Annotated in this window: 21 protein-coding genes; 6 read left to right on the top strand and 15 right to left on the bottom strand. The window is 57.3% G+C overall.

All coding sequences use genetic code 11. The annotated features are described in order from the left end of the window. Positions 1-46 precede the first annotated feature (46 nt). Positions 47-2,647 carry an MMPL family transporter gene (locus ABJT94_RS04820; protein ID WP_348477264.1) on the top strand — a complete coding sequence of 867 codons (2,601 nt, stop codon included), beginning with the start codon at positions 47-49 and terminating at the stop codon, positions 2,645-2,647. A gap of 4 nt (positions 2,648-2,651) precedes the next feature. On the opposite strand, the gene ABJT94_RS04815 is transcribed toward ABJT94_RS04820, so the two are convergent. The 5 genes from ABJT94_RS04815 to miaB all read right to left on the bottom strand — a co-directional run bounded on the left by ABJT94_RS04815 (position 2,652) and on the right by miaB (position 8,623). After that, positions 2,652-4,028: a class II fumarate hydratase gene (locus ABJT94_RS04815; RefSeq protein ID WP_348477266.1), complete on the bottom strand. Its 1,377-nt coding sequence runs from the start codon at positions 4,026-4,028 to the stop codon at positions 2,652-2,654. Positions 4,029-4,312: 284 nt separating this feature from the next. Further along, on the bottom strand, positions 4,313-5,182 hold the full coding sequence (locus tag ABJT94_RS04810; RefSeq protein ID WP_348477267.1) for a transporter associated domain-containing protein: 870 nt from the start codon (positions 5,180-5,182) through the stop codon (positions 4,313-4,315). Between the two features lie 45 nt (positions 5,183-5,227). After that, entirely contained in the window at positions 5,228-5,749 is a 522-nt protein-coding gene (ybeY, locus tag ABJT94_RS04805) for an rRNA maturation RNase YbeY (RefSeq protein ID WP_348477268.1), read from the bottom strand. A gap of 8 nt (positions 5,750-5,757) precedes the next feature. Next, complete coding sequence (locus tag ABJT94_RS04800) at positions 5,758-6,765, bottom strand: PhoH family protein (protein WP_348477269.1); 1,008 nt, start codon at positions 6,763-6,765, stop codon at positions 5,758-5,760. A gap of 493 nt (positions 6,766-7,258) precedes the next feature. After that, positions 7,259-8,623: a tRNA (N6-isopentenyl adenosine(37)-C2)-methylthiotransferase MiaB gene (miaB, locus tag ABJT94_RS04795; RefSeq protein WP_348474181.1), complete on the bottom strand. Its 1,365-nt coding sequence runs from the start codon at positions 8,621-8,623 to the stop codon at positions 7,259-7,261. Between the two features lie 244 nt (positions 8,624-8,867). Between miaB and ABJT94_RS04790 the strand changes: the two genes are divergently transcribed. Further along, a complete protein-coding gene (locus ABJT94_RS04790) occupies positions 8,868-9,194 on the top strand; it encodes a DUF1820 family protein (protein WP_127556313.1) in 327 nt (108 codons plus the stop codon). 385 nt (positions 9,195-9,579) lie between these two features. Here the strand turns inward: ABJT94_RS04790 and ABJT94_RS04785 are convergent, their stop codons facing one another. Continuing rightward, complete coding sequence (locus ABJT94_RS04785; RefSeq protein ID WP_348474180.1) at positions 9,580-10,782, bottom strand: MFS transporter; 1,203 nt, start codon at positions 10,780-10,782, stop codon at positions 9,580-9,582. Positions 10,783-10,979: 197 nt separating this feature from the next. Between ABJT94_RS04785 and ABJT94_RS04780 the strand changes: the two genes are divergently transcribed. From ABJT94_RS04780 to ABJT94_RS04770, 3 genes are all read left to right on the top strand, one after another. Beyond that, positions 10,980-11,762, top strand: coding sequence for a glucosaminidase domain-containing protein (locus ABJT94_RS04780; protein WP_348474179.1), 783 nt, complete (start codon positions 10,980-10,982; stop codon positions 11,760-11,762). Between the two features lie 71 nt (positions 11,763-11,833). Next, complete coding sequence (locus ABJT94_RS04775; protein WP_348474178.1) at positions 11,834-12,445, top strand: riboflavin synthase subunit alpha; 612 nt, start codon at positions 11,834-11,836, stop codon at positions 12,443-12,445. Continuing rightward, positions 12,442-12,948 (top strand): GNAT family N-acetyltransferase, encoded by a 507-nt coding sequence (locus tag ABJT94_RS04770; RefSeq protein ID WP_348474177.1) that lies wholly within the window; start codon positions 12,442-12,444, stop codon positions 12,946-12,948. The genes ABJT94_RS04775 and ABJT94_RS04770 overlap by 4 nt, the downstream gene beginning before the upstream one ends. Here the strand turns inward: ABJT94_RS04770 and ABJT94_RS04765 are convergent. After that, positions 12,911-13,642, bottom strand: a complete 732-nt coding sequence (locus tag ABJT94_RS04765) for a FadR/GntR family transcriptional regulator (RefSeq protein WP_348474176.1) — start codon at positions 13,640-13,642, stop codon at positions 12,911-12,913. The genes ABJT94_RS04770 and ABJT94_RS04765 overlap by 38 nt on opposite strands. A gap of 183 nt (positions 13,643-13,825) precedes the next feature. Between ABJT94_RS04765 and ABJT94_RS04760 the strand changes: the two genes are divergently transcribed. Beyond that, entirely contained in the window at positions 13,826-16,639 is a 2,814-nt protein-coding gene (locus tag ABJT94_RS04760; protein WP_348474175.1) for an FAD-binding and (Fe-S)-binding domain-containing protein, read from the top strand. Between the two features lie 53 nt (positions 16,640-16,692). On the opposite strand, the gene ABJT94_RS04755 is transcribed toward ABJT94_RS04760, so the two are convergent. From ABJT94_RS04755 to ABJT94_RS04720, 8 genes are all read right to left on the bottom strand, one after another. Continuing rightward, positions 16,693-17,337: a ChrR family anti-sigma-E factor gene (locus tag ABJT94_RS04755; protein WP_348474174.1), complete on the bottom strand. Its 645-nt coding sequence runs from the start codon at positions 17,335-17,337 to the stop codon at positions 16,693-16,695. Further along, positions 17,334-17,912 (bottom strand): sigma-70 family RNA polymerase sigma factor, encoded by a 579-nt coding sequence (locus ABJT94_RS04750; protein ID WP_127556306.1) that lies wholly within the window; start codon positions 17,910-17,912, stop codon positions 17,334-17,336. The genes ABJT94_RS04755 and ABJT94_RS04750 overlap by 4 nt, the downstream gene beginning before the upstream one ends. A gap of 120 nt (positions 17,913-18,032) precedes the next feature. Further along, positions 18,033-18,557 carry a ribosome biogenesis factor YjgA gene (gene yjgA, locus ABJT94_RS04745; RefSeq protein ID WP_348474173.1) on the bottom strand — a complete coding sequence of 175 codons (525 nt, stop codon included), beginning with the start codon at positions 18,555-18,557 and terminating at the stop codon, positions 18,033-18,035. A gap of 240 nt (positions 18,558-18,797) precedes the next feature. Continuing rightward, positions 18,798-19,067 carry an HPr family phosphocarrier protein gene (locus ABJT94_RS04740; protein ID WP_213679224.1) on the bottom strand — a complete coding sequence of 90 codons (270 nt, stop codon included), beginning with the start codon at positions 19,065-19,067 and terminating at the stop codon, positions 18,798-18,800. Beyond that, complete coding sequence (gene rapZ / locus ABJT94_RS04735; protein WP_348474172.1) at positions 19,064-19,942, bottom strand: RNase adapter RapZ; 879 nt, start codon at positions 19,940-19,942, stop codon at positions 19,064-19,066. Before rapZ ends, ABJT94_RS04740 begins: the two co-directional genes overlap by 4 nt. Positions 19,943-19,947: 5 nt before the next feature. Then, positions 19,948-20,403: a PTS sugar transporter subunit IIA gene (locus ABJT94_RS04730; protein ID WP_127556302.1), complete on the bottom strand. Its 456-nt coding sequence runs from the start codon at positions 20,401-20,403 to the stop codon at positions 19,948-19,950. Positions 20,404-20,405: 2 nt separating this feature from the next. Next, positions 20,406-20,711 carry a ribosome-associated translation inhibitor RaiA gene (gene raiA, locus ABJT94_RS04725; RefSeq protein ID WP_028669370.1) on the bottom strand — a complete coding sequence of 102 codons (306 nt, stop codon included), beginning with the start codon at positions 20,709-20,711 and terminating at the stop codon, positions 20,406-20,408. Between the two features lie 162 nt (positions 20,712-20,873). Next, a complete protein-coding gene (locus tag ABJT94_RS04720; protein ID WP_348474171.1) occupies positions 20,874-22,382 on the bottom strand; it encodes an RNA polymerase factor sigma-54 in 1,509 nt (502 codons plus the stop codon). Positions 22,383-22,395: the final 13 nt, after the last annotated feature.

Raw genomic sequence — 22,395 nt, 5'->3', positions numbered from 1 at the left:
GAACGCCCCGCGAGCATGTGCTTGGATCACCGACAGGGAGCCTGACATGGGCCAGCGTATGTGGGCGCTTTACCAGCGTATTTTGACAGGGTATACCCTTTGGGTGCTCATCGGCCTGGTGCTGGTGATCGGTTTGCTGGCGACTCAGGCGCGGCACTTTAGCCTGGATGCGTCCGCCGACGCTTTGCTGCTGGAGGATGACGAGGATCTGGCCCTGTTCCGGGAAACCGCAGAGCGCTATGGGGCTCAGGACTTTCTGGTGATGACCTACACCCCGCCAACTTCCCTGTTTTCCGATGCTTCACTGGCTGGTCTGGAAGCCTTGCGTGATGATCTGCGCAACATCAATGGGGTTGATTCAGTCCTGACGGTACTGGACGTGCCTCTGCTGTCCAACCCGCCGGTACCTATGACCGAACTGGTCTCGAACATCAAGACGCTGGAAGACCCGGAGACGGACGTCGAGATGGCGCGTACCGAGCTCGCCAACAGTCCCCTCTACGTCAACCTGCTGCTCAATCTGGAAGAAAACACCACCGCTCTGCAAATCAACCTACCTCGTGACACGACCCGGGAGCAATTGCTGACCTTGCAAGCATCGCTGACCGAGCAGGCGAGCACCGGCGAGGTGCCCGAGTCGATAGCGGCCGACCTTGAGCGCGTTGAGGTCATGCTCAAGGAGCAGAGCAATCGCCGCGCGGCCATGGTCCATGCAACCATCGCGTCGGTGCGAGAGGTAATGGCAGATCACCAGGACGATGCCCAGCTGTTTCTGGGCGGTGTACCCATGATCGCCGATGACATCATCACCTTCGTGCGCAATGACCTGATCACATTTGGTCTGGGTGTTCTGTTCCTGCTGATTGCCACGCTAACAGTGATATTCCGGCAACCGCGCTGGGTGATCATGCCGCTGGTGTGCTGTGGTGCCGTGGTGGTCACCATGCTGGGCATTCTAGGGCTGGGGCGGTGGCCGGTTACGGTCATTTCCAGCAACTTCATCTCCCTGTTGCTCATTCTCACCCTGTCGATGTCGATTCACCTGATCGTCCGTTACCGCGAACTGTTGCGTAAACATCACGACTGGGACCAGGCTCAGCTGGTGATGACGGCGGTCAAGCGCATCGCCGTACCTTGCCTATATATGGCCCTGACTACTGGGGTAGCCTTTATGTCACTGCTGTTCAGTGGCATACGCCCGGTGATCAACTTTGGCTGGATGATGTCTCTGGGCATTGCTTGCGCCTTTCTGGTCACCTTTTCGTTGTTCCCGGCATTGCTACTGCTGGCGGGCAAGGATCAGCGCACCGCAGAAAAATCATCCGGTGGTAAAACCACACGCTTGTTGGCCCGCATTACGCTCAAATCCGGCAATGCGGTACTGGTAACCAGCCTGGCGTTGGCTGCTTTCACGGTGGTCGGAATTACCCGACTGGTCGTTGAAAACAGCTTCATTGACTATTTTGATCAGAGTACCGACATCTACCAGGGTATGACGGTCATCGATGAGCGCCTGGGTGGGACCACACCCCTGGAAGTACTGATTAATTTCGAAGATCTACCGGATCGGGATTCTGCCAGCCGGCCAGCTGAAGAGGAACCGGAGGGCTTTGTAGACGAAGGGTTCGTCAATGAGGGTTTCGCCGAGGACGACGGGTTCGTCGACGAGGGCTTTGGCGGAGGTGGTGCGTCGGTAGGCAGTTTCAGCGACGACTTTGGGGCGGAAGATGACCCGGAAAAATACTGGTACACCCAGTCGAAGGTGGCACGTATCAAGGCGATGCACCGTTACCTGGATGAGCAGCCGGAAACCGGCAAGGTTCTGTCGCTGGCCACCATGATCGAGATTGCCGAAGGCTTTAACGACGAACAGGCACTGACGAACGTTCAACTGGCGCTGTTGTATACCGTTATCCCGAGTGAATTTCGGGACCTGGTCATTGACCCCTATGTCTCGGTGGAGCATAACCAGGCACGACTGAACGTTCGCATTCTGGATTCTATGGATGGCCTGAAGCGCAATGCCTTTCTGGAGCGGATCGAACGGGATGCCGTTGAAGAGCTGGGCTTTGAGCCTGGCCAGATACAGCTGACCGGCATGATGGTGTTGTACAACAACATGCTGCAAAGCCTGTTTGGCTCCCAGATTCTGACGCTGGGCGTGGTGTTCCTGGGCATTCTGCTGATGTTTCTGATTCTGTTCCGAAGCTTCAAGCTGAGCTTGTTAGCGATGGCGCCTAATCTGCTGGCGGCGACCTTTGTGCTTGGCATCATGGGCTGGTTTGGCATTCCGCTGGATATGATGACCATCACCATTGCCAGCATTACCATCGGCATGGCCGTCGACAACACCATTCATTACCTGGTTCGTTACCAGCGTGAATTCGCCAAAGACGGTGACTATGTGCGGGCGTTGTCGCGCAGCCACAACACCATCGGCAAGGCCATGTTCTACACCTCCCTGACCATCATTCTGGGATTCTCGATTCTGATGATGTCGAACTTCCGCCCGACGCTGTATTTTGGGTTGCTAACCGCCCTGGCGATGGCCGTGGCTCTGCTTGGGTCGCTGACCCTGCTGCCGCGTCTCATTGTGCTGACACGGCCCTTCGGGACCATAGAGGGCCATCACCGCACCGAGGACTGACCGTTCAGTCGGTTTGTCGGTATGGATGTGCCAGGCGGGCCGGGTCGAGCAGAGATTCCAGTTCTTCCCGGCTCAGGTCGGTTTTTTCCAGGGCGACTTCGATGATGGGCCGGTTGTCGGCATAGGCGATTTTTGCGATCTCCGCTGCTTTCAGATAACCCAGGGCTGGATTCAGCGCGGTGACCAGAATCGGGTTGCGGTGCAGCGGCCCGGACAGGGCGTCGTGATTCACCTTCAGATCATCGATGACCTTGTGCGCCAGGTGTTCGCAGCTCTGGCTCAACAATGCAATGCTGTCGAGCAGGTTGCGGGCGATCAGCGGCAGGCTGACGTTTAGCTGGAAATTTCCGGACTGGGCCCCCAGTGTGATGGCTGTATCGTGGCCGATAACCTGATAGCAGGCCATCAGCACGGCCTCCGGAATCACCGGATTGACCTTCCCTGGCATGATGCTGCTGCCCGGCTGCAGGGCCGGCAGCACGACTTCCCCCAAACCGGCCAGCGGGCCACTGTTCATCCAGCGCAGATCGTTGCTGATCTTGATCAGGCTGGTCGCCAGCCCTTTAAGCAAACCCGATGCCTCAACCGAGACATCCTGGGTGCTGATGCCGTAGAAGGCGTTGTTGTGCGGGCAAAAATCGTTGGCAATCTGCAGGTTCAGATGTCGGCAAGCCAGCTCGGCAAAGCCTCGAGGGGCGTTGATGCCGGTGCCGATGGCGGTTCCTCCCAGGGGCAGGGCCTTGAGTCTGGGCAGACACTGATTGATACGACGCTGGCCGCTGTCCAGCGCTTCAATCCAGGCAGAGAACTCCTGCTCCAGCGTCAGCGGCATGGCATCCATCAGGTGGGTACGGCCGGTTTTGACCACCTCTCTGTGCGCATCACCCTGCCGGCTCAGGCTGTTTTTGAGCGCGGTGATGGCCGGCAACAAGTCTTCCTCCAGTGCGAGAGCCGTGCTGATCTGTATCGCCGCAGGAATGGTATCGTTGCTACTCTGGCTGGCATTGACGTCATCGTTGGGGCTGATGTCGAGGCCGCTGGCCGTCACAGCCAGGCGGGCAACCACTTCGTTGATGTTCATGTTGGTGCTGGTGCCTGAGCCGGTTTGGAACACATCGACCGGGAACTGGTGGCCGTTGTTATGTTCGCGGGCTTCCAGGCAGGCGTTTTGAATGGCGCTCGCCTTGTCGTCGGGGATAACCCCCATTTCGGCATTGGCCCCCGCTGCGGCGGCCTTGATGGCAAGGCAGGCTTCGATGAAGCGAGGTGGCATCACCTCGCCGGACAGTCCGAAATTGGACAGCGCCCGGGCGGTCTGGGCGCCGTACAGTACGTCGTCGGGCACGGACATTTCGCCAAAGCTGTCTTTTTCGGTGCGCATGTCAGCAACTCCATTGGTCAGATTTGCACACAGTCTAGCAGGCTGTTGAAATTCGCAGAATTTAAGCAACCTGCTGCCTGAACATGGATGTTCCGGCAAGATCGATGAGTGCTAACCCATTGACCTTGAGAGAGAAGTAAAAATCGCAGTTTTGGGTTCTCGTGTTTTGAAAAAGGCAGGACGCCTTTTTCAACAACCTACTAGGGTTCTGAACCGGGATGTCTAATCGGGCGGGTTGGCAAAAACAGGAGAGGGGGCGGGCCTGGATGGCAGACCCGCAGGATTCAGTCGGTCTGGGGTTGCAGTCGGTTCACCTCAAAAGCGCGAACCCGGCGGTTATCGGCATTCACGACCCTAATCAGCAATTCGCCCAGGGTGATGGACTCGTCACGCTGGGGCACCTTGCCAAACTGATGCATGACGATGCCTCCGATGGTGTCGAATTCCTCATCACTCAGTTCGGTCGAGAAGTGCTCATTGAAGTCTTCAATCGGGGTCAGTGCCTGAACCAGAAAGCCGCCATTGCCGTTGGGGCGAATGTTGGCATCGACGGTGTCGTCGTGTTCGTCTTCAATTTCCCCGACGATCTCTTCGAGTACGTCTTCAATGGTGACCAGGCCCGCAGTCTGCCCGTATTCGTCAACCACCACCGCCATGTGGTTGCGGTTGCTGCGGAAGTCTTTAAGCAGGACGTTGAGGCGCTTGCTTTCCGGTACGAAGTTGACGTTGCGGATGATGGTGTTCAACCGCTTTTTCATGTCATCCAGGTCAAACTGGGTTTGCAGGCCAAGGCCAAGCAGGTCTTTAGCCAACAGCACCCCGACCACTTCGTCGGAGTTCTCACCCAGTACCGGGAAACGGGAGTGTCCGGACTCCACGATCAGCGATAGCCAGTGCTGAATACTGTCGTTGGTTTCCAGGCTGACCACCTGGGAACGGGGAATCATGATATCCCTGACGTGCATGTCCGAGACATTCAGCGCGCCTTCGATGATTTTGAAGGCTTCGTTGTCCAGAATGTCGTTTTCCTGGGCGCTGTTCAGGATAGTGAGCAAATCGTCGCGATCTTTGGGCTCCCCGGTGAAGGCATCCGACAGGCGTTCCAGCCAGGATTTCCTACCGGGGTTGCTACTCGTGGGTCGTTCGTCGCTCATGCTAGTGCGTGTCCTCTGCAAATGTTTCCCGGGTCAGTCCGCCCATTATAGGGGGGGGGTGCCGGTCGGCAAGTGGTTCTCAAGCCAGTAAGGGTCGGGGATGTCGATCGTCGCGAGAATGCGGCGCTCCAGTGATTCCATGATCTCGGCTTCAGCCGGGTCAATGTGGTCGTACCCCAGTAAATGCAAGGTACCATGGACCACAATGTGCGCCCAGTGATGGGCAACAGGCTTGCCCTGTTCGGCCGCCTCGCGGGCCACCACGGGTGCGCATATGATCAGGTCTCCGAGCAGGGCCTTAACCTCGGGGTCGTCTATGCCCGGGGGCAGTTCAAACGGGAACGACAGTACATTGGTAGGTGCATCCTTGCCCCGGTAGTCACGGTTGAGCTGCTGGCTTTCCGGGTCATCAACCAGGCGAATAGTCAGACTGGCGGCGTCTTGTTCGCCTTTGAGAGCCGTGGCGACCCAGAGTAGCAGGTCATCGAAAGCGGGCAGGTCTGCAGCGTCGGATGCGACCTGGAGATCCAGGTCGACGACGGCCGCTAAAGCCGGGTTAGCGTTCATGGCGGCGGTCAGCTGTCTCCGTGCGCGTCATAGGCATCGACAATGCGCTGTACCAGCGGGTGACGCACAATGTCTTTGGAGCCAAAGCGGGTCACGCTGATATCGCTGACACCATCAAGGACTTTAAGGGCATGGGCGAGGCCAGACTGGTTGCCCCGGGGCAGGTCGACCTGGGTCGGGTCGCCATTGATGACTGCGGTGGACCCAAAGCCGATGCGGGTCAGGAACATTTTCATCTGTTCCTTGGTGGTGTTCTGGCTTTCGTCAAGAATAATGAACGCATTGCTCAGCGTTCGACCACGCATGTAGGCCAAAGGCGCCACTTCAATTACATTGCGTTCAATCAGGCGATCGACTTTTTCCAGGCCGAGCATCTCGTAGAGTGCATCGTACAGCGGGCGCAGGTAGGGGTCGACTTTCTGGCTAAGATCTCCGGGCAAAAAGCCCAGCTTTTCTCCCGCTTCCACCGCAGGCCGGACCAGAATAATGCGTTTGACCTGGTCTTTCTGCAGCGCCTGCACGGCGCATGCGACGGCCAAGAAGGTCTTGCCGGTACCCGCCGGGCCAACGCCAAAGTTGATATCGTGGGTCAGCACGCTGTGCACATAGGCCCGCTGATTGGGCCCACGAGGTTTGACCACGGATTTGGGCGTGTGCAGCACGTAGAGTTTGTGCTCATGCAGCTGTGCCCCTTCCTGCTCACTCAGGGTTTCGACCTCGGATTGCTGCAAATAGAGGTTCACCGTATCGGGCAGTAAATCTTTGCCACCCTTGGTCTCCCGATACAGCCGTTTGATAATGTCTTCGGCCGCCGCAACGCTGCCACCGTCACCGGCCAGTTCAAAGCGATTGCCACGATTATTGACGCGAATGTCCAGGCGATCTTCAATCTGGCGGAGGTTGTCGTTGGCCAGGCCGCACAGGCTGGCCAGTCGCTGGGGATTATCGGGTTGCAGCTCAAAGTGCCGCAGATCGGACGCTGCTGTTGCAGCCTCAAGATTAGACGGGGTAGTCAAAGTGTTCTGGTTCCTCTCACGTTGCACTGCAATCAGCAGAATAGGCTAAGAATACGCCGCATCCCTGCCATGTCAAAAAGTCGATTACCGTGGTAACTAATTGTTACCCAGCCACCGTTGTATTCGTTAATTTCACCTTTGTGCCGGAATCCGTGTCGGCCGCCGGTGGTGCCTCTGCGGGGTCGGCGTGAATCCGTCCGTGGAGCCTAGGCCGCAGCATCCCTGCTGCGGACTCCCCCGCAGAGGCACCACCGGCAACCGCCACTCGTACTGTGCGTACTCTTACAACTCTACATAGTATTCCGTACAAAATGACAATTACCACAGGGTAAGTGTTGGGTGCCGGGTTGGCCTATCAGGGGAAGTTCGCAGCAAGGATGCTGCGGTCTAGGCCCCATGGATGGGTCCACGCCGACCCCTGATAGGCCAACCCGGTGCCCGACACGGACTCATGCCGCGAGTTAGGCTCAACCCCCGGTTCAACCACCGAACCCTAATAGGCAAGGTCAGTATTGATGACCTCACCGCGCAGGCTGTTGGCGAAGGCCTCGGTAATACGGACCTGTACGAACTTTCCGATCAATTCGTCGTCACTATGTTCAAAGAAGGTTGGTCGGTTGTTTTCTGTGCGGCCCTGTAGCTCGGCCGGGTTGCGCTTGGAGCGCTCGCTGACCAGTATGGTTTGGGTGCTGCCGACCATGCGGCGGCTGATCTGGGCCGCCTGCTGGATGATTCTGTCTTGCAGAATGGCCAGACGTTGCTTTTTGATGGCCTCAGGCGTGGTGTCATCCAGATTGGCCGCCGGGGTGCCCGGGCGGGGGCTGTATACGAAGCTGAAGCTGTGGTCGAAGCCGATGGTCTGAATCAGGTTCATAGTGGCTTCGAAGTCGGCTTCGGTTTCGCCCGGGAAGCCGATGATGAAGTCAGACGAAAAGCTGATGTCCGGGCGATTGGCGCGGATGCGTTCCATCTTTTCGATGTATTCCGCTGCAGTGTGACCGCGCTTCATTGCGCTCAATATCGGGTCTGAACCGCTTTGTACGGGCAGATGCAGGTGGCTGACCAGTTCCGGTACGTCGAGGTAGGCGTCTACCAGCGAATCGGTGAACTCGACCGGGTGGCTGGTGGTGAAGCGAATGCGGTCGATGCCGTCAATGCGGGCAGCCAGGGTGATCAGCTCGGCCAGGTCGGCTTCGCCGCCGTCGTGGCGCGGGCCGCGGTAGGCATTGACGTTCTGGCCCAGAAAGTTGATTTCCCGCACGCCTTGTTCCGCCAGTTGGACGACTTCGGTGATGACGTCATCGAACGGGCGGCTGACTTCCTCGCCTCTTGTATAAGGCACAACGCAGAAGGTGCAGTATTTTGAGCAGCCTTCCATCACGGAAACAAAGGCCGTTACACCGTCGCTTTTCGGGGCGGGTAAGTGGTCGAATTTCTCGATTTCCGGAAAGGTCACGTCGACCATGGCAATTCGGTTGCCGGCGGCATTGGCAACCTGCCCTGAGGATGCATCGAGCATTTGCGGCAGACGATGCAAGGTCTGGGGACCAAAAATCATATCAACGTAAGGCGCTCGGTCAGAGATCGCCTGGCCTTCCTGAGAGGCTACGCAGCCGCCAACCCCGATCTTCAGGTCAGGATTTTTGGCTTTCAGCTTTTTCCAGCGACCCAGCTGATGGAACACCTTGTCCTGTGCTTTTTCACGGATGGAACAGGTGTTCAGCAGCAGCACGTCGGCCTCATCGGCGTTGTCGGTCAGGGTATAACCGTGGCTGTCGCCCAGCAGGTCGGCCATGCGCGATGAATCGTATTCGTTCATCTGGCAGCCGTGCGTTTTGATAAAGAGTTTTTTGGTCATGAGCCTGCAGTTTTGGTGAACAGGAGCGTCGGCGAGGCCGACACTCAAAAGGGGCGCAGATTATACGCATAACCGGGCGCCGACCCAACCATCCGGTGCACAGAATTCAGGCAGATTGAGGCGCAGTGCCCCTGGCTATTGAATAAGACCTCTGCGGAGCCCATATTGCTGGGATGAATGAGGCAGCGGGCACTGGTGTTCCGCTGCTGAGAACCCTAAGCATCAGTCAGGACGTTACCCGGCAATGAAACAACCCAAGGCCATTTACAGAGTGTCCTTTATTAATCAGGACAAAGTGTACGAAGTGTATTGTGAACAGGTCTATCAAAGTGACTTGTATGGCTTTATCGAGATCGAGGAACTGATTTTTGGCGAGCGCAGCCAGTTGCTGGTGGATCCGGGAGAAGAGCGGCTGAAGAAAGAATTCAGTGGTGTAAAGCGCAGCTTTATTCCGATGCATTCCATTACCCGTATTGACGAGGTTGAGCAGGAAGGTGTTGCCAAAATAAGCGATAGCAAAGGCGGGCCGGTCATCGCATTTCCGGCATCGGGCCCATCAAAACGCAGTTAGAAGGCACGCTTGCTGTGAATCTGACGGCATTTACACGACAACGACATGGGTTTTGACTGGCCGCCGGGACCAATAAGGCTATACTTCAGTTGATCACCCATGGTGATAGGGCCAACCGGGGTTGGCAAATGCACCCGTTCTGAGGGTTAAACGATGACCGTACTGTTGTTGACGATGTTGCTGGGGGCTGTTGCCTGGCGGGTATACAGCCAGGGTACGGCAGTAAAGCCGGAACCTATCCGGGTGAAAGAGGACGAGACCCGTCGCCGGCGGTAACGCCCGATGCTGTCTTGCTGAAAACAGAGGCCCCGGGAGCGGGCCTCACGCCTGTGTCGTTCTGACGCAGCGCTATTAAAGACCTCTGTTGCTAAAGGCCCGGGCCTCGTTAAACCGAGTCAGCCCGGGCGCTGTCTTGTGCAGTCTTCAGACTGAGCTTGTGCCAGAGTAGAGTGACTGACAATACCACCAGAGCCGGCGCCGTGGCATACAGCAATGTTTCCCAGCTAAACCGGAACAGCAACCAGCCTGCCCCGAGTGTTGCCAGTGCCTGGGCGCCAAAGACCAGAAATTCATTCACCGCCTGAACCCTGAACCTCTCCGAGTCCTGATAAGCTCTGGGCAGCAGCGTGGTGCCTGAGACAAACAGGAAGTTCCAACCCACGCCCAGCAATATCAGGCTGATGGTGTAATGACTGACGCCATGCCCGCTGAGGCCGGCAATGATCATCAGGGCGTAAATAGACAGCCCAAGTATCAGTAAACGCTCCGGTCCAAAACGCCGGATCAGCCAACTGGTCGCCAGAGACGGCAGGAACATAGCAAGAATATGTGCCTGGATGGCAGTTTTGGTGGCCTGCAGACTGTGCTGATCCATATCGTGCATGCTCAGCGGTGCCGCCGTCATTACCAGCGTCATTACGCTGTAGGATATCGCTCCGGCCAGCAGGGCCAGCCAGAGAACCGGCTGCTGCAGCAAGGAACCCCAGGGCCGACCGACCGATTGTTTAACAGGTGCCTGGTAGGGCAGGTCCCGGTAGGCAAACACCACTAAAACGGTGACCCCTAGCAACACGCCTGCCAGCAACAGGAAGGCACCGGCGTAGGGGACACCCAGCAGCGATTCTCCCAGGGCACCGAGTTCGGGGCCTACCAGAGCAGCAAATATGCCGCCAAGCAGCAGCCAGGAAACAGCTTGCCCCTGGTGTTCAGGCGCCACCCGTTCCATGGCGGCAAAGCGAAACTGGTTAACAAACGCCATATTGAAGCCGAGGCCGCCGGTCGCTACCAGTAACAGTACAAAGCTCTGAGCATAAATGGCCACAATGGCAATGCCGCAAGACGCCAGCGAGACCAGGTTACCGATGAGAAAGCCCTTCTTCCGACCCAGGTGTTGCATGATCATGGCGGTTGGGAAGGTACTGAAAGCAGTGGTTATGACCAGTATCGACAAGGGCAGGGTAGCCAGTTGCGGATTGGGGGCGAGTTGGGTGCCGATCAGGCCGCCGATCAGAATGACCATGGGCGGCGCACACATCGACAGCGCCTGCATGGCGATCAGAGTCCAGAGGGCTGGGCTTGGTTTGTTCATCGTGGATTACTCTTTCCTGATTAGCCTTTCTGACAGTGTTTAGACCTTCCTGCAGCGGGAAAGTCAAGTGATCCGATACGACAAGCTATCTCGAACCCCATGCGACCTGAGTGAGTGTTGGTTGATTATCGTACAGGTCACTCTATACTCACGCGGCTTGTAAATTCATTAACGGCATGAAAACGACGGAAACAATTATGTGGAATCCAGGGATTTGGGTCGCGACTTTACTGCTATTGGTTATGCCGATAGCTCTGGTGTGGGCGGAAGCGCCCGGACAACTGGAATCGGTCGATTCAGACTTGCCTGACATGGCAAGTATTGATGACGTTGCGACCAAAAAACAGGTGTTTTTTGATTTTTTGAACCCCATCATCCAGCGCGTCAATCAGCGCATTGTGGCGGAACGCATCTGGTTGTTGCAGATGCAGACTGATCTGGCTCAGGGACAAACGGCAGCGCCATGGCAGACATCCTATCTGGCCCGGCTGGGGCGTGACTACGAAGTAGAGGAAACGCCCGGCAGCGATGCCTACTTCGAACTGATGCTCAACCGCGTCGATGTTATTCCGGCCTCACTGGTATTGGCTCAGGCAGCAAATGAAAGCGCCTGGGGCACCAGCCGGTTTGCCGTTGAGGGTAATAATCTGTTCGGGCAGTGGTGCTTTGCCGAAGGCTGTGGCCTGGTGCCGGCGGGTCGACCGGAAGGGGAGCGCTATGAAGTGAAGCTGTTCGCAGACGTAGCCGAATCGGTCGCATCCTATTTTCAGAACGTGAATACCCACCCGCCTTACCGTGATATGCGCAATATTCGCTCTGAGCTGCGCTATCTCGGTGAACCAGCCTCCTCCCTGATGCTGGTCTGGGGGCTGGAGGGCTATTCCATTCGTGGTGAAGAGTATATTCGCGAGCTGACGGAAATGATCACCCACAACGAGCTGACCGAATACGACCAACGCCCCTTTTACGCGGCTAATTAGCCCGCTCTCCCTTGCCTTTGGGGTACGAAAGCCTTAAAACAGGCCACTGTTTCGTACCCCCGAGGAATCTCATGTTTTCAGGAATTGTGCAAAACCGGGCGCCGGTGACTGTTGAAGCTCGTTTGCCCCAGTTATGGACCCTGTCGGTACCGCTGACGGCCAGGCAAACCGAAGGTCTGGTCATTGGCGCCAGTATTGCGCTGAACGGTGCCTGTCTTACTGTTACCCGTCAACAGGGTGAGCGCGCCTATTTTGATGTGATGATGGAGACACTGAGGGTCACCAACCTGGCAGACCTGAGTGATGGCGATCTGGTTAATGTTGAGCGCGCGGCGCGTTTTGGCGATGACATCGGTGGCCATGTCATGTCGGGACATGTGCACCACACGGTTCCGATCCTGGATATTGAACGCCCCGAGAATAACTGCATCCTCTGGTTTGGCATTGACGCCGAACAACGGCGCTACCTCTTCCCCAAGGGTTATGTGGGCTTGAACGGCTGCAGTCTGACCATCGGCGAAGTCCGCGATGACCGGTTTAATGTGTTTCTGATTCCCGAGACGCTGGCGGTGACTACCTTTGGCGACGCCGGAGTCGGCGACCGGGTCAATGTGGAGTTCGACGCCCATACCCAGGCCATTGTCGACACCCTGGGCCGGATGAAAGCGGCGGGGCAGCTGTGATTCACGAGCCGATAACCAGTCAGGACTGTACCTGGCAATGCCTGGCGTTTGAGCAGCTCGATACGCGCACCCTGTATGATGTGCTGGCACTGCGTGCCGCTGTTTTTGTGGTGGAGCAGAATTGCCCGTATCAGGATGCCGACGGTCTGGATGACCTGGCCTGGCACCTGCTCGGCTACCGGGCCGGTCAGTTGGTGGCCGTTGCCCGGTTGCTGCCACCTGGTGTTGCAGGTGACTGGCCAGCGATTGGCCGGGTGGTTACCCGTGCCAATGCCCGCGGTCAGGGGCTGGGCCGGGAGCTGATGCGCGAAGCCGTCACTGCCATGACCAGACTGTTTCCCGGTTCTGGCCTGGCTCTGGGTGCTCAGGCGCACCTTGTTCCATTCTATCAATCCTTTGGCTTCGGGCCGGTTGGGGATCGGTACCTCGAGGATGACATCGAGCATCAATGGATGCAGCGTCCGCCTAGCCAGAGCCTCTCAGACGCTGGCGCTCACGGTTGAGCTGGTCTGAAAATTCGCTGACATAAGTCAGGTGTTCTTCAATGGCCGCCTGCGCAGCTTCGGGCTTTCGCTGGTAGATTGCCTCAAACAGGCGGGCATGCTGTCCCATCAGGCGTGCCCGGATATCAGGGTGACTGCTGAGCCCGCCTATGTTGGTGATGACGTTATTCTTGAGCAAGCCAAAGAGACCCTGCAGAGTCTGCAGAAAAACGCGGTTGTGGCTGGCAGCGGCAATGGCCAGATGAAACCGGGCATCGGCCTGGGCTTCAGCGTCGAGATCCCGTTGCTGGTGTGCTTTGCGCAAATGCTGGTAGGCCAGGTCAAGGCGTTGCAGGTCGTCTACGGTGGCGCGTTCGGCCGCCAGCGCCGCGCATCGCGCCTCAATGGTGATGCGGTATTCCAGTAATTCGGCGTTCAACCGCACCGGATCCTGACGTTGGCCGAGCAGGGATGACAGAGGCGAACCGGCCGGTTCAGCGTAGTTCTGGCATACATAGGTGCCGCCACCCTGGCGACTTTCGATAATGCCCAGCCCTTTAAGCTGCTGCAGCGCTTCACGCACCAGTGGCCGGCTGGTTTCAAAGCGCAGTGCCAGCTGGCGCTCCGAGGGCAGCTTGTCTCCCGGTTTCAGGTCGCCGTCCAGCAATTGCTGGTTCAGCAACTGGCAGAGCCGGTCTATCCTGCGTATTGTCATTGGTCTGACCACTTTTGAAAAACGTGTTGTTGATGGTCCCCAGTTTACGTCTTTTTGGGGCGTATCGGAGTACTTTTCAGGGATTGGATGTCTGCAGGGGGAGGTTTTTTGTTGACGGAGATGGCACCTTAGCTGACCAACGAGCTCTCCCTGATAATAACAAACGCCAGAACAGGACCGGTTATGACGATTGATCGTTTTATTCGCGCATTGAAGCACCGCTTGCCCGAGTCGCGTCTGACCACCGACCCGATGCGCTGTTTTGCCCTGGGTACCGATGCCAGTTTTTATCGTCTGACTCCCAAACTGATTGTGACGGTTGAAAACGAGGCAGAACTGAGCTTTCTGCTGGTGCAGGCCCAGCTGTGCCAGGTGCCTGTGACGTTCCGGGCGGCCGGTACCAGCTTGTCCGGTCAGGCAGTAACTGATTCCGTTTTGGTTGTTTTGACCGATCAGTGGCGCGGTTGTCGCATCGACCCCTTGGGTGAGCGGGTACACCTGCAGCCCGATCTGATCGGTGCCGATGTGAATCAGCGTCTCAAGCACTATGGCCGCAAAATCGGACCGGACCCGGCGTCGATTGGCAGTTGCAAGATGGGTGGTATTGTTGCCAATAACGCCAGTGGCATGTGTTGCGGTACGCGTCATAACAGTTATCACACCCTGGCTGGCATGCGCATTGTACTGGCCGATGGCAGTATCATAGATAGCCGGGATCCGCGCAGCGTTGCCGAGTTTCGCTCGAGCCATGGCTGTTTTCTGGACAAATTGGCCGAACTGTCAGCTGACCTGAAAGCCAATACCACCCTGGCTGAGCGCGTTCGTCACAAGTACCGGCTGAAAAACACTACCGGTTACGGCCTGAACGCTTTGCTCGACTTCGACGACCCGATCGACATGCTGACGCATCTGATGGTGGGCTCTGAAGGCACTCTGGGTTTTATCAGCGAAGTCAGCCTGAATACGGTACCGGATTGGCCGCACCGGGCCTCGATAATGATCGGGTTCGACGATCTGGACTTGTGTGCCCGGGCGGTTACTGCCTTGCGGCCCTGCCCTGTCGATGCCGTAGAATTGCTCGACCGGCGCGCTATCGAATCGGTGGCACACATGCCTGGTCTTCCCGAATTTGCGCGACAGCTACCACCAGAAGGGGGGATGTTGTTGGTGGATGTCCGCGCTGAAATGGCCGACGCACTGAGCGGTCACTGCGACCAGGTAATGGCGGTACTGGATCAATTTCCGGCAGGCTGGCGCAGTACCGGTTTTACTCGCGACAGCCTGCGCATCGCTCAATACTGGAATCTGCGTAAAGGCACCTTTCCTGCCGTGGGGGCCATGCGTGCGACCGGGACCACGGTGATCATAGAAGATGTGGCCTTTCCCGTGGAACGCCTGGCGGAAGGCGTGGCAGCACTGCAGGAACTGTTTGATCGTCATGGCTACACCGAGGCGATCATTTTCGGACACGCGCTGGAAGGCAACCTGCATTTTGTGTTCACCCAGGGGTTTGAAGCGCCCGGTGAAGTTGCCCGATACGATGCCTTTATGCAGGACGTTGCTGAGGTGGTGACCGGCTCACTGCAAGGCTCGTTGAAGGCTGAGCATGGTACCGGGCGTAATATGGCACCTTTCGTCATGAAGGAGTGGGGTGAGGACGCCTACGGGCTGATGAAACGCATCAAGCAGGTATTTGACCCGGCCGGCATTCTCAACCCCGGGGTGATACTCAATGACGACCCCAAAGCCCATATCCAACACCTGAAAGCCCTGCCTGCGGCCGATCCGATTGTCGATACCTGCATCGAGTGCGGTTTCTGCGAGCCGGTGTGCCCGTCCCGGGATCTGACGCTGACGCCGCGTCAGCGCATCACCCTGTACAGGGAGTTACAGCGGCAAAGCCGCGATGAGGGCATTGATCCGCAGTGGCAAAAAGCCTTCAATTATCAGGGCATCGACACCTGTGCTGCGACGGGATTATGCGAACTGCGCTGTCCGGTGGGTATTAACACCGGGGAGTTGGTGCTGAGTCTGCGTCAACGCAATAATCATCGTTACAGTCGGCTGGCGCGCCTTATGGGGCGGCACTTTGCCACCCTGGCGACGCTGACGCGCGGCAGTTTGTGGGCGGCCCAGGGGTTACAACGCCTGGCCGGGGCGCAGCGGCTGGAGCGCTATTCGGCGTCAATGCGGCGACTTAGTGGCGGGCGAACGCCGCTCTGGCCATCGACAACACCAGGGGCTGCCCGCCCAGTGTATGCACCGATACGCCAGACGCGTCCCACCGATCTGGATACAGTCGTTTACTGGGCGGCCTGCGTCACCCAGGCCATGGGCCCGGCATTGGGCGACGGGCGCCAGCCGGTGCCCGCGGCTGCCCTGAGCGTTCTGCGCAAGGCCGGGCTGGCAGTGGTGGTGCCACAGCCGACCCGGGGCCTGTGCTGTGGCCAGCCGTTTCATTCCAAGGGGCATGTCGACGTGGCCGAGCAGCAGCGCCGGGAGTTGGTCGACGAACTCTGGGAAGTTTCCAGTGGTGGTCGCTTTCCGGTGCTGGCCGACACCAGCCCTTGCAGTTTGCGGGTGCGGGCCGATGCCCAGGCTCGCGGCATCCAGTTTTACGACAGCGTCGATTTTATTGACCGCTTCCTTCTGGACCGGCTGGTCATTCAACCCGAGACCGGTCGCGTAGCGGTTCATACAACCTGCAGCGTGCAGAAACAGGGTATAGAAGCCAGTTTTCAGCGGGTGTTGAACGCGGTGGCGCCGCACTGGGTGCAGCCAGAGGGTATGGCCTGTTGCGGGTTTGCCGGTGACAAGGGGTTCTCGCAACCGGAACTGAATGCGTCTTCCCTGCGTCATCTGGCTGAGTCGGTCAGCGATTGCCTTTATGGTATTTCCACCAGCCGGACTTGTGAAATCGGGCTCAGTCAGCACAGTGGGCTGACCTATTTTTCGCTGTTCGAAGTGCTGGACCGGCAATCTGACCGGGCCGGTTAAACAAAAAACCCCGGCAAAGCCGGGGTTTTCTTTGGGTGCCAGATGAGGCCGGATTAGGGCTTCAGGAAAGGATTCAAAAGCCAGCCCAGTGCACCGGTTAACTTGACCGGTGCGGCAACGACCGAGAGCATCAGGCAATCTTCGTGGGCATCGGCCCGCGGCGAGTGGGTATCACTCGGGGTGCGCGTGATAAAGTCGCCGGCGCCGTAGGAGCCGAGCTGGTCTGAGAAACCGCCTTCCAGCACGACACTGATTTCTTCACCCCGGTGGTAGTGGTTCGGTACACGGCCACCGGCTTTCATGTGGTGCAGGCCAATGATCATACCGCTTTCGTCGGTCATCAGGTGACTGACGCGCAGGTTTTTCATCGGCTGGCGCCAGTCCAGCTCATCCAGCGAGGCGGGCAGCAGTGTGGCGAGCGCCTTGGGAAAGCGGTTGCTCATCACGGGCGCTGGCGCAGGTTCAGTAACAGGCTCCTGCTGTATGCGTTGCATCAGCTGGTCGAAAGCGGTATCAGTTACCGGTGCGGCCGCCTGTTGTTCAAACAGAACCGCCGAGGTGCTTTCCAGCTCACTCAGAGCAGCACGACATTGCGTGCAGTAATGCAGGTGTACGGAGATCGCCACACTCATGCCGGTGTGGCAGGTACCGGCTGCAAATTCCACAAGTTGATCGGGTTGCGGGTGCCACTGACTCATAGATCGAGTGCCTCTAACGAAAGTTTCATCTTTTTCATAGCCAGGCGAACCCGGCTCTTAACGGTACCCAGGGGCAGCTTCATTTCGTCTGCAACCTCCTGGTGGCTTTTGTCTTCCAGAAAGACCTTGGCCATGACCTGGCGCTGGTCGACCGGAAGCTCATAGAGACCCGCTTTTACCTTGTCCTGAATGCGCGACTGGCGGATTTCTCCAAACAGTTCGGTATCGGATTCCAGGTCCCAGATCGCATCGGCAGAGACGTCGGCCCGGTATTTGTTCAGGCGACGCAGCATGTCGATGCGCTGGTTACGGGCAATGGTAAAGATCCAGGTTGACGGTGCCGCCTTGCGTCTGTCGTAGGATGCCGACTTGCGCCAGATGGCAAGCATGACATCCTGGACCAGCTCTTCAGGGAGGTGATCGCCCTGACTGTGCAAGCCGGAAGACAACGCAAAGGCTTTAATCAGGGGGGCAAAATGCTTGAACAGAGCCTCAAAGGCTTTGGTGTCCTGCCGTCGGGCCACGGCCTCGAGCAGATCCGCCCACTCGTCGGCTGTTTGGCTCGTCTGTGTCATAGTGCGTGCTTTTTTCGATGAAAGAATCGAGATTACATTGGCCGCTGACATTTTTAAACCTGTTGATGGAGTCTCAGGTCAAGATACGTCGGCGTTCGGTATCCGGATCACGCCGGATGATTATTTTTCTGCCAGCGTCTCTTTAATCCAGCGCAACAACCGCTTGCTGTTCTTTCCACCGCGTATTGGGGCTTCCGGGTCGTCCGGTTGCTCCTTGCGCGCCGCCCGAACCAGTGAACGGAAGGGCTGGCGGTCGGTATTCGGGTAGGTTTCGAACCAGTTGCTTTCAGCACTGTCGTCGCGAATCAGGCGTTCACGCCAGACTTCCGCCTGTTGCAGATCCCGTTTATACACCTCGCTGCTGGGGTCGAGCCGGTCTACGGCCTCGCGAATGGCATCGACGTCGTTGTCACGCATCAGCTTGCCGATCAGTTGCAGGTGCCGGCGGCGGGCTTCGCGCTGGGTGACTCGCTTGCTCTCATCCAGCGCCTGAATCAGCCGCTCGGTCATGGGGATGGTGGACAGCTGGTCAGCACGCAATGTAAGCAAGCGCTCACCCAGGGCTTGCCAGCGGTGCATCTCCCGTTTCATTTCGGATTTGCTGACCAGTTCGTATTCGATGTTGTCGTCTTCAGGGTGGCTCATGAGCGCTCTACGGTGGTGACTGCCCGATCGGGTTCAAAGCAGAAAGAATGTGGCCAGGCTGAGGACGGTCAGCTACCCAGTCGATGTGATGCTTCTGACTGGTACAGCTTGGACTGACAGCGCCGGGTCGATGGTGGTGATTTTAAAAGAAAGGGCAGGGTGGCACCAGCGGCAACCGCAACTATCGGGATCTTCGTGTTGGAAAGGGCTATAACCGCACGAAAATCCTGCAATTACCGACTATTCCGGTTCGTCGAAGCGGTTCTGAACCAGGGACAGTAGCGCCCCCCAGGCTTCGGAGGCATCGTCTCCCTCAATGCGTACATTCAATTCAGTGCCCTGACTCGCCGCCAGCATCATGACCGACATGATGCTTTTCGCGTCCGCTTCACGGCCATCTTTGACCAGTACGATCCGGCTCTCAAACTGACCGGCGACGCCGACCAGCTTGGCCGCCGCCCGGGCATGCAGCCCGAGCTTGTTGATGATGGTCAGTTGTTCCTGAATCACGCTTCGTCGTGCCCCATGTCCCGGTGTCTGATCTGAACGCTTGGATACTTGGCAGAGAAGGTACCATAGAGTTGTTCACAAATGTAAACACTGCGGTGCTGCCCACCGGTGCAGCCAATGGCAACGGTGAGGTAGGCGCGCTGATTCGCTTCATATTGACGTAACCAGCGGTCGACGAAGCGACGAATGTCTTCAAACATTTCGGTAACGGCGGGTTCGCGCTGCAAGAACGCCTGAATGGGCTCATCCCGGCCGGTATGGACCCGTAACGCCTTGTCCCAGTAGGGGTTGGGCAAGCATCGAACATCAAATACAAGGTCGGCATCCCGGGGCAGGCCGTGTTTGAACCCGAACGACAGGAACTGCAGGGCGATGCCCCGGGGCTTGCGAATGACCCTGGAGCGTATTTGGTCGCGCAGTTCCTGAAGCGACAGGCTGCTGGTGTCTATCTTCAGTTGTGCCAGTGCAGCAACCGGGGCCAGCAGCTGGGCTTCGTGGGCGATCGCTTCGGCCAGTGAACGATGCTGATCGGTCAGCGGATGCTTGCGGCGGGTGGCGGAAAACCGTTGCAACAGAATGGTTTCATCCGCATCCAGATAGAGAATCTCGGGTACCAGGTCGGTTTTCAGGGTGGCCAGAATTTCGGGTAAATGGGCGATGCCCTGAGGCGACATGCGCGCATCGATACAAACGGCAGTGTTGGGCTGATCGGTGCTGGCCGACATCCAGCGCACCAGCTCGGGTAACAGTGACGGTGGCAGATTGTCGATGCAATTAAAGCCCGCGTCTTCCAGTGCATTCAGGACCGTACTCTTGCCCGACCCGGATCGACCGCTAATGAGTATGAGGCGGTGTGGTTTGGCCTGCGTCGCCATGGTGATCAGAATCCCTTGAAGAAGAGCCGGTACAGTTCATCGGGATCACGGGTATCGCGCAGGGCGGCAACCGTCTCGGAGTCGTTAAATCGTTCTACAACAGCGGCCAATAATTGCAGGTGTTCATCGGTGGCGGCTTCGGGAACCACCAGGGCGAACATCAAATCGACAGGTTGTCTGTCCGGTGATTCAAAGTCGACGGCGTCATCGAGTTTCACCAGAGCGGCGACGGGCCGGTCGATGTTGGCAAGGCGGCAATGGGGCAGGGCAATGCCCTGACCCAGTCCGGTAGACCCAAGTCGCTCCCGGGCAATCAACTGATCGAACAGGTCGAGTTCGGTGACGCCTGGTACTGCGCTGGCAAGACGTTCCGCCAGGGTTTGCAGTACGCGCTTTTTGCTAGCGCCGAACGCGCCGACAAAGACGCGTTCAACGGTCAGGACTTGGTCCAGTGGTATCATGATTAACGTGAATTCCCGTGCATTCGATCAACTGTCTTCTCTTTGTGTTTAAGCAGTTGACGGTCCAGTTTATCCGCCATCATATCAATGGCGGCATACAAGTCATCGTGTTCAGAGTCCGCATGAATCTGGGCACCCTTGATGTTGAGTGAAGCTTCAGCTTTTTGCCGCTGTTTTTCAACACTGAGGGTGATTTGTACATTGCCAATCTGGTCGAAGTGTCGCTCCAGCCGGTCCAGTTTCTGACCGACATAGTCGTTCAGTGCTTCAGTAACTTCTACATGGTGACCACTGATGTTGACTTGCATAGTCCGCTCCTCTTGCAGTGATGGATCTGCGGTTCCCGACAAGGCGATGTCCGCAGGGCAATGTTATCCGATTTCCCTTTGCCTATTTCAGTCTAGCTCCTATTACAGAATTTGGCGCCTGGACCAATGGCTTTCAAGCACTGCTCGGCCCACTCCACTGATCTAGATCAGACGTTTACGTTCATTTGACGGAGGAATCATCATGGCTTCACGGTATTTGGCGATGGTGCGCCGGGCTACCTGAATGCCTTTGTCGCCCAGCAAGGTGGCGATCTTCGAGTCACTCAGTGGTTTGCGCGGGTTTTCGGCGGCGACCAGCTTTTTAATGATGGCGCGAATGGCGGTACTGGAGGCTTCGCCACCACTGTCGGTACTGACATGGCTGCTGAAAAAATACTTGAGTTCAAAAATGCCTCGCGGCGTGTGCATGTATTTCTGGGTGGTTACCCGGGAAATGGTCGATTCATGCATTTCGACCGCTTCGGCAACGTCGTGCAATACCAGAGGTTTCATGGCTTCTTCACCGTATTCCAGGAAGCCGCGTTGATGCTCGACAATGTTGGTGGCCACCTTCAATAGCGTTTCATTGCGGCTCATGAGGCTCTTGATGAACCAGCGTGCCTCTTGCAGGTGGTCTTTCAAATAGGTGTTATCGCTGCTGGAATCGGCTCGTTTGACCATGGACGCATAGGAGGCGTTGACCCTCAGCTTCGGCGCAATTTCGGGGTTCAGCTCGACCAGCCATCGATTGTTCTTGATGTCTTTGCGAACGATGACATCTGGTACGACGTATTCATCTTTACCGCTTTCTATCTGATTTCCAGGGCGCGGGTTCAGGCTCTGAATCAGCGCAATTACATCGCGCAGCTCCGGTTCTTTGAGTTTCGATTTGCGCATCAGCTGGCTGTAGTCGCGCGAAGCAAGCAGATCGAGGTAGTTGTTGACCACCGTCAGGGCGGCGTCGCGCCAGGGGATGTCTTCGCTCATTTGCTTCAGTTGTATGGTCAGGCAGTCGGCCAGGTCCCGGGCACAGACGCCGGGAGGGTCGAAGTGCTGGACGCGGTGCAAAACGGCTTCGACTTCGTCCATTTCCAGCGGGTCGTCGTCATTGGCCATGTGCGCGGTCAGGCCCTCGAAAATATCGTCCAGGCTTGACGACAAATACCCCTCGGCATTGACGCTTTCGATCAGGCTCTCGGCGATTTGCCGGTCGCGATCCGTCATGGTGGTGAGGTTCAGTTGCCAGTTCAGATGGTCCCAGAGTGAATCGGTGGTGCCGTAGACGTTCTCGAAATTGAAGTCGTCGTCTCCGGAGGGCAGGCCGTGGCTGGTGGGAGCGTGGGTATAAATGTCGTCCCAGGAGCTGTCGACGGCCAAGTCGTCGGGGATGTGTTCGGCAATCTCCAGCTCGCGCTGATCACCTTCGTTGGAATTTGCGGTGTTTTCCGCATCGCTGGTGGCTTTCTGGTCAACGGACTGGCTGTTTTTTGAGTCAGCGGCGCCCGAGTCGTCCACGTCTTCGCGAACCTCGAGCATGGGGTTGCTTTCGAGTGCCTCCTGTATCTCCTGTTGCAGATCCAGAGTCGACAGTTGCAGCAGGCGAATGGCTTGTTGCAGCTGAGGCGTCATAGTCAGCTGCTGGCTCATTTTCAGTTGTAAGGAGGTCTTCATAGAGCGTTATATG

The sequence above is a fragment of the Saccharospirillum sp. genome, from assembly GCF_039982735.1.
In the GTDB taxonomy this organism is placed as follows: Bacteria; Pseudomonadota; Gammaproteobacteria; order Pseudomonadales; family Natronospirillaceae; genus Saccharospirillum.
The sequence above is the reverse complement of the archived record's forward strand: the minus strand, read 5'-3'. Positions and strand labels throughout refer to the sequence as shown.

What these genes read in the sequence shown, in the direction of transcription:
- yjgA (WP_348474173.1), bottom strand. Translation starts at nt 18,557, where the DNA reads ATGAGCCACCCTGAAGACGACAACATCGAATACGAACTGGTCAGCAAA.
- rapZ (WP_348474172.1), bottom strand. Translation starts at nt 19,942, where the DNA reads ATGGCGACGCAGGCCAAACCACACCGCCTCATACTCATTAGCGGTCGA.
- ABJT94_RS04790 (WP_127556313.1), top strand. Translation starts at nt 8,868, where the DNA reads ATGAAACAACCCAAGGCCATTTACAGAGTGTCCTTTATTAATCAGGAC.
- ABJT94_RS04730 (WP_127556302.1), bottom strand. Translation starts at nt 20,403, where the DNA reads ATGATACCACTGGACCAAGTCCTGACCGTTGAACGCGTCTTTGTCGGC.
- ABJT94_RS04820 (WP_348477264.1), top strand. Translation starts at nt 47, where the DNA reads ATGGGCCAGCGTATGTGGGCGCTTTACCAGCGTATTTTGACAGGGTAT.
- raiA (WP_028669370.1), bottom strand. Translation starts at nt 20,711, where the DNA reads ATGCAAGTCAACATCAGTGGTCACCATGTAGAAGTTACTGAAGCACTG.
- ABJT94_RS04815 (WP_348477266.1), bottom strand. Translation starts at nt 4,028, where the DNA reads ATGCGCACCGAAAAAGACAGCTTTGGCGAAATGTCCGTGCCCGACGAC.
- ABJT94_RS04785 (WP_348474180.1), bottom strand. Translation starts at nt 10,782, where the DNA reads ATGAACAAACCAAGCCCAGCCCTCTGGACTCTGATCGCCATGCAGGCG.
- ybeY (WP_348477268.1), bottom strand. Translation starts at nt 5,749, where the DNA reads ATGAACGCTAACCCGGCTTTAGCGGCCGTCGTCGACCTGGATCTCCAG.
- ABJT94_RS04750 (WP_127556306.1), bottom strand. Translation starts at nt 17,912, where the DNA reads ATGACACAGACGAGCCAAACAGCCGACGAGTGGGCGGATCTGCTCGAG.
- ABJT94_RS04775 (WP_348474178.1), top strand. Translation starts at nt 11,834, where the DNA reads ATGTTTTCAGGAATTGTGCAAAACCGGGCGCCGGTGACTGTTGAAGCT.
- ABJT94_RS04720 (WP_348474171.1), bottom strand. Translation starts at nt 22,382, where the DNA reads ATGAAGACCTCCTTACAACTGAAAATGAGCCAGCAGCTGACTATGACG.
- ABJT94_RS04780 (WP_348474179.1), top strand. Translation starts at nt 10,980, where the DNA reads ATGTGGAATCCAGGGATTTGGGTCGCGACTTTACTGCTATTGGTTATG.
- ABJT94_RS04755 (WP_348474174.1), bottom strand. Translation starts at nt 17,337, where the DNA reads ATGAGTCAGTGGCACCCGCAACCCGATCAACTTGTGGAATTTGCAGCC.
- ABJT94_RS04765 (WP_348474176.1), bottom strand. Translation starts at nt 13,642, where the DNA reads ATGACAATACGCAGGATAGACCGGCTCTGCCAGTTGCTGAACCAGCAA.
- ABJT94_RS04810 (WP_348477267.1), bottom strand. Translation starts at nt 5,182, where the DNA reads ATGAGCGACGAACGACCCACGAGTAGCAACCCCGGTAGGAAATCCTGG.
- miaB (WP_348474181.1), bottom strand. Translation starts at nt 8,623, where the DNA reads ATGACCAAAAAACTCTTTATCAAAACGCACGGCTGCCAGATGAACGAA.
- ABJT94_RS04760 (WP_348474175.1), top strand. Translation starts at nt 13,826, where the DNA reads ATGACGATTGATCGTTTTATTCGCGCATTGAAGCACCGCTTGCCCGAG.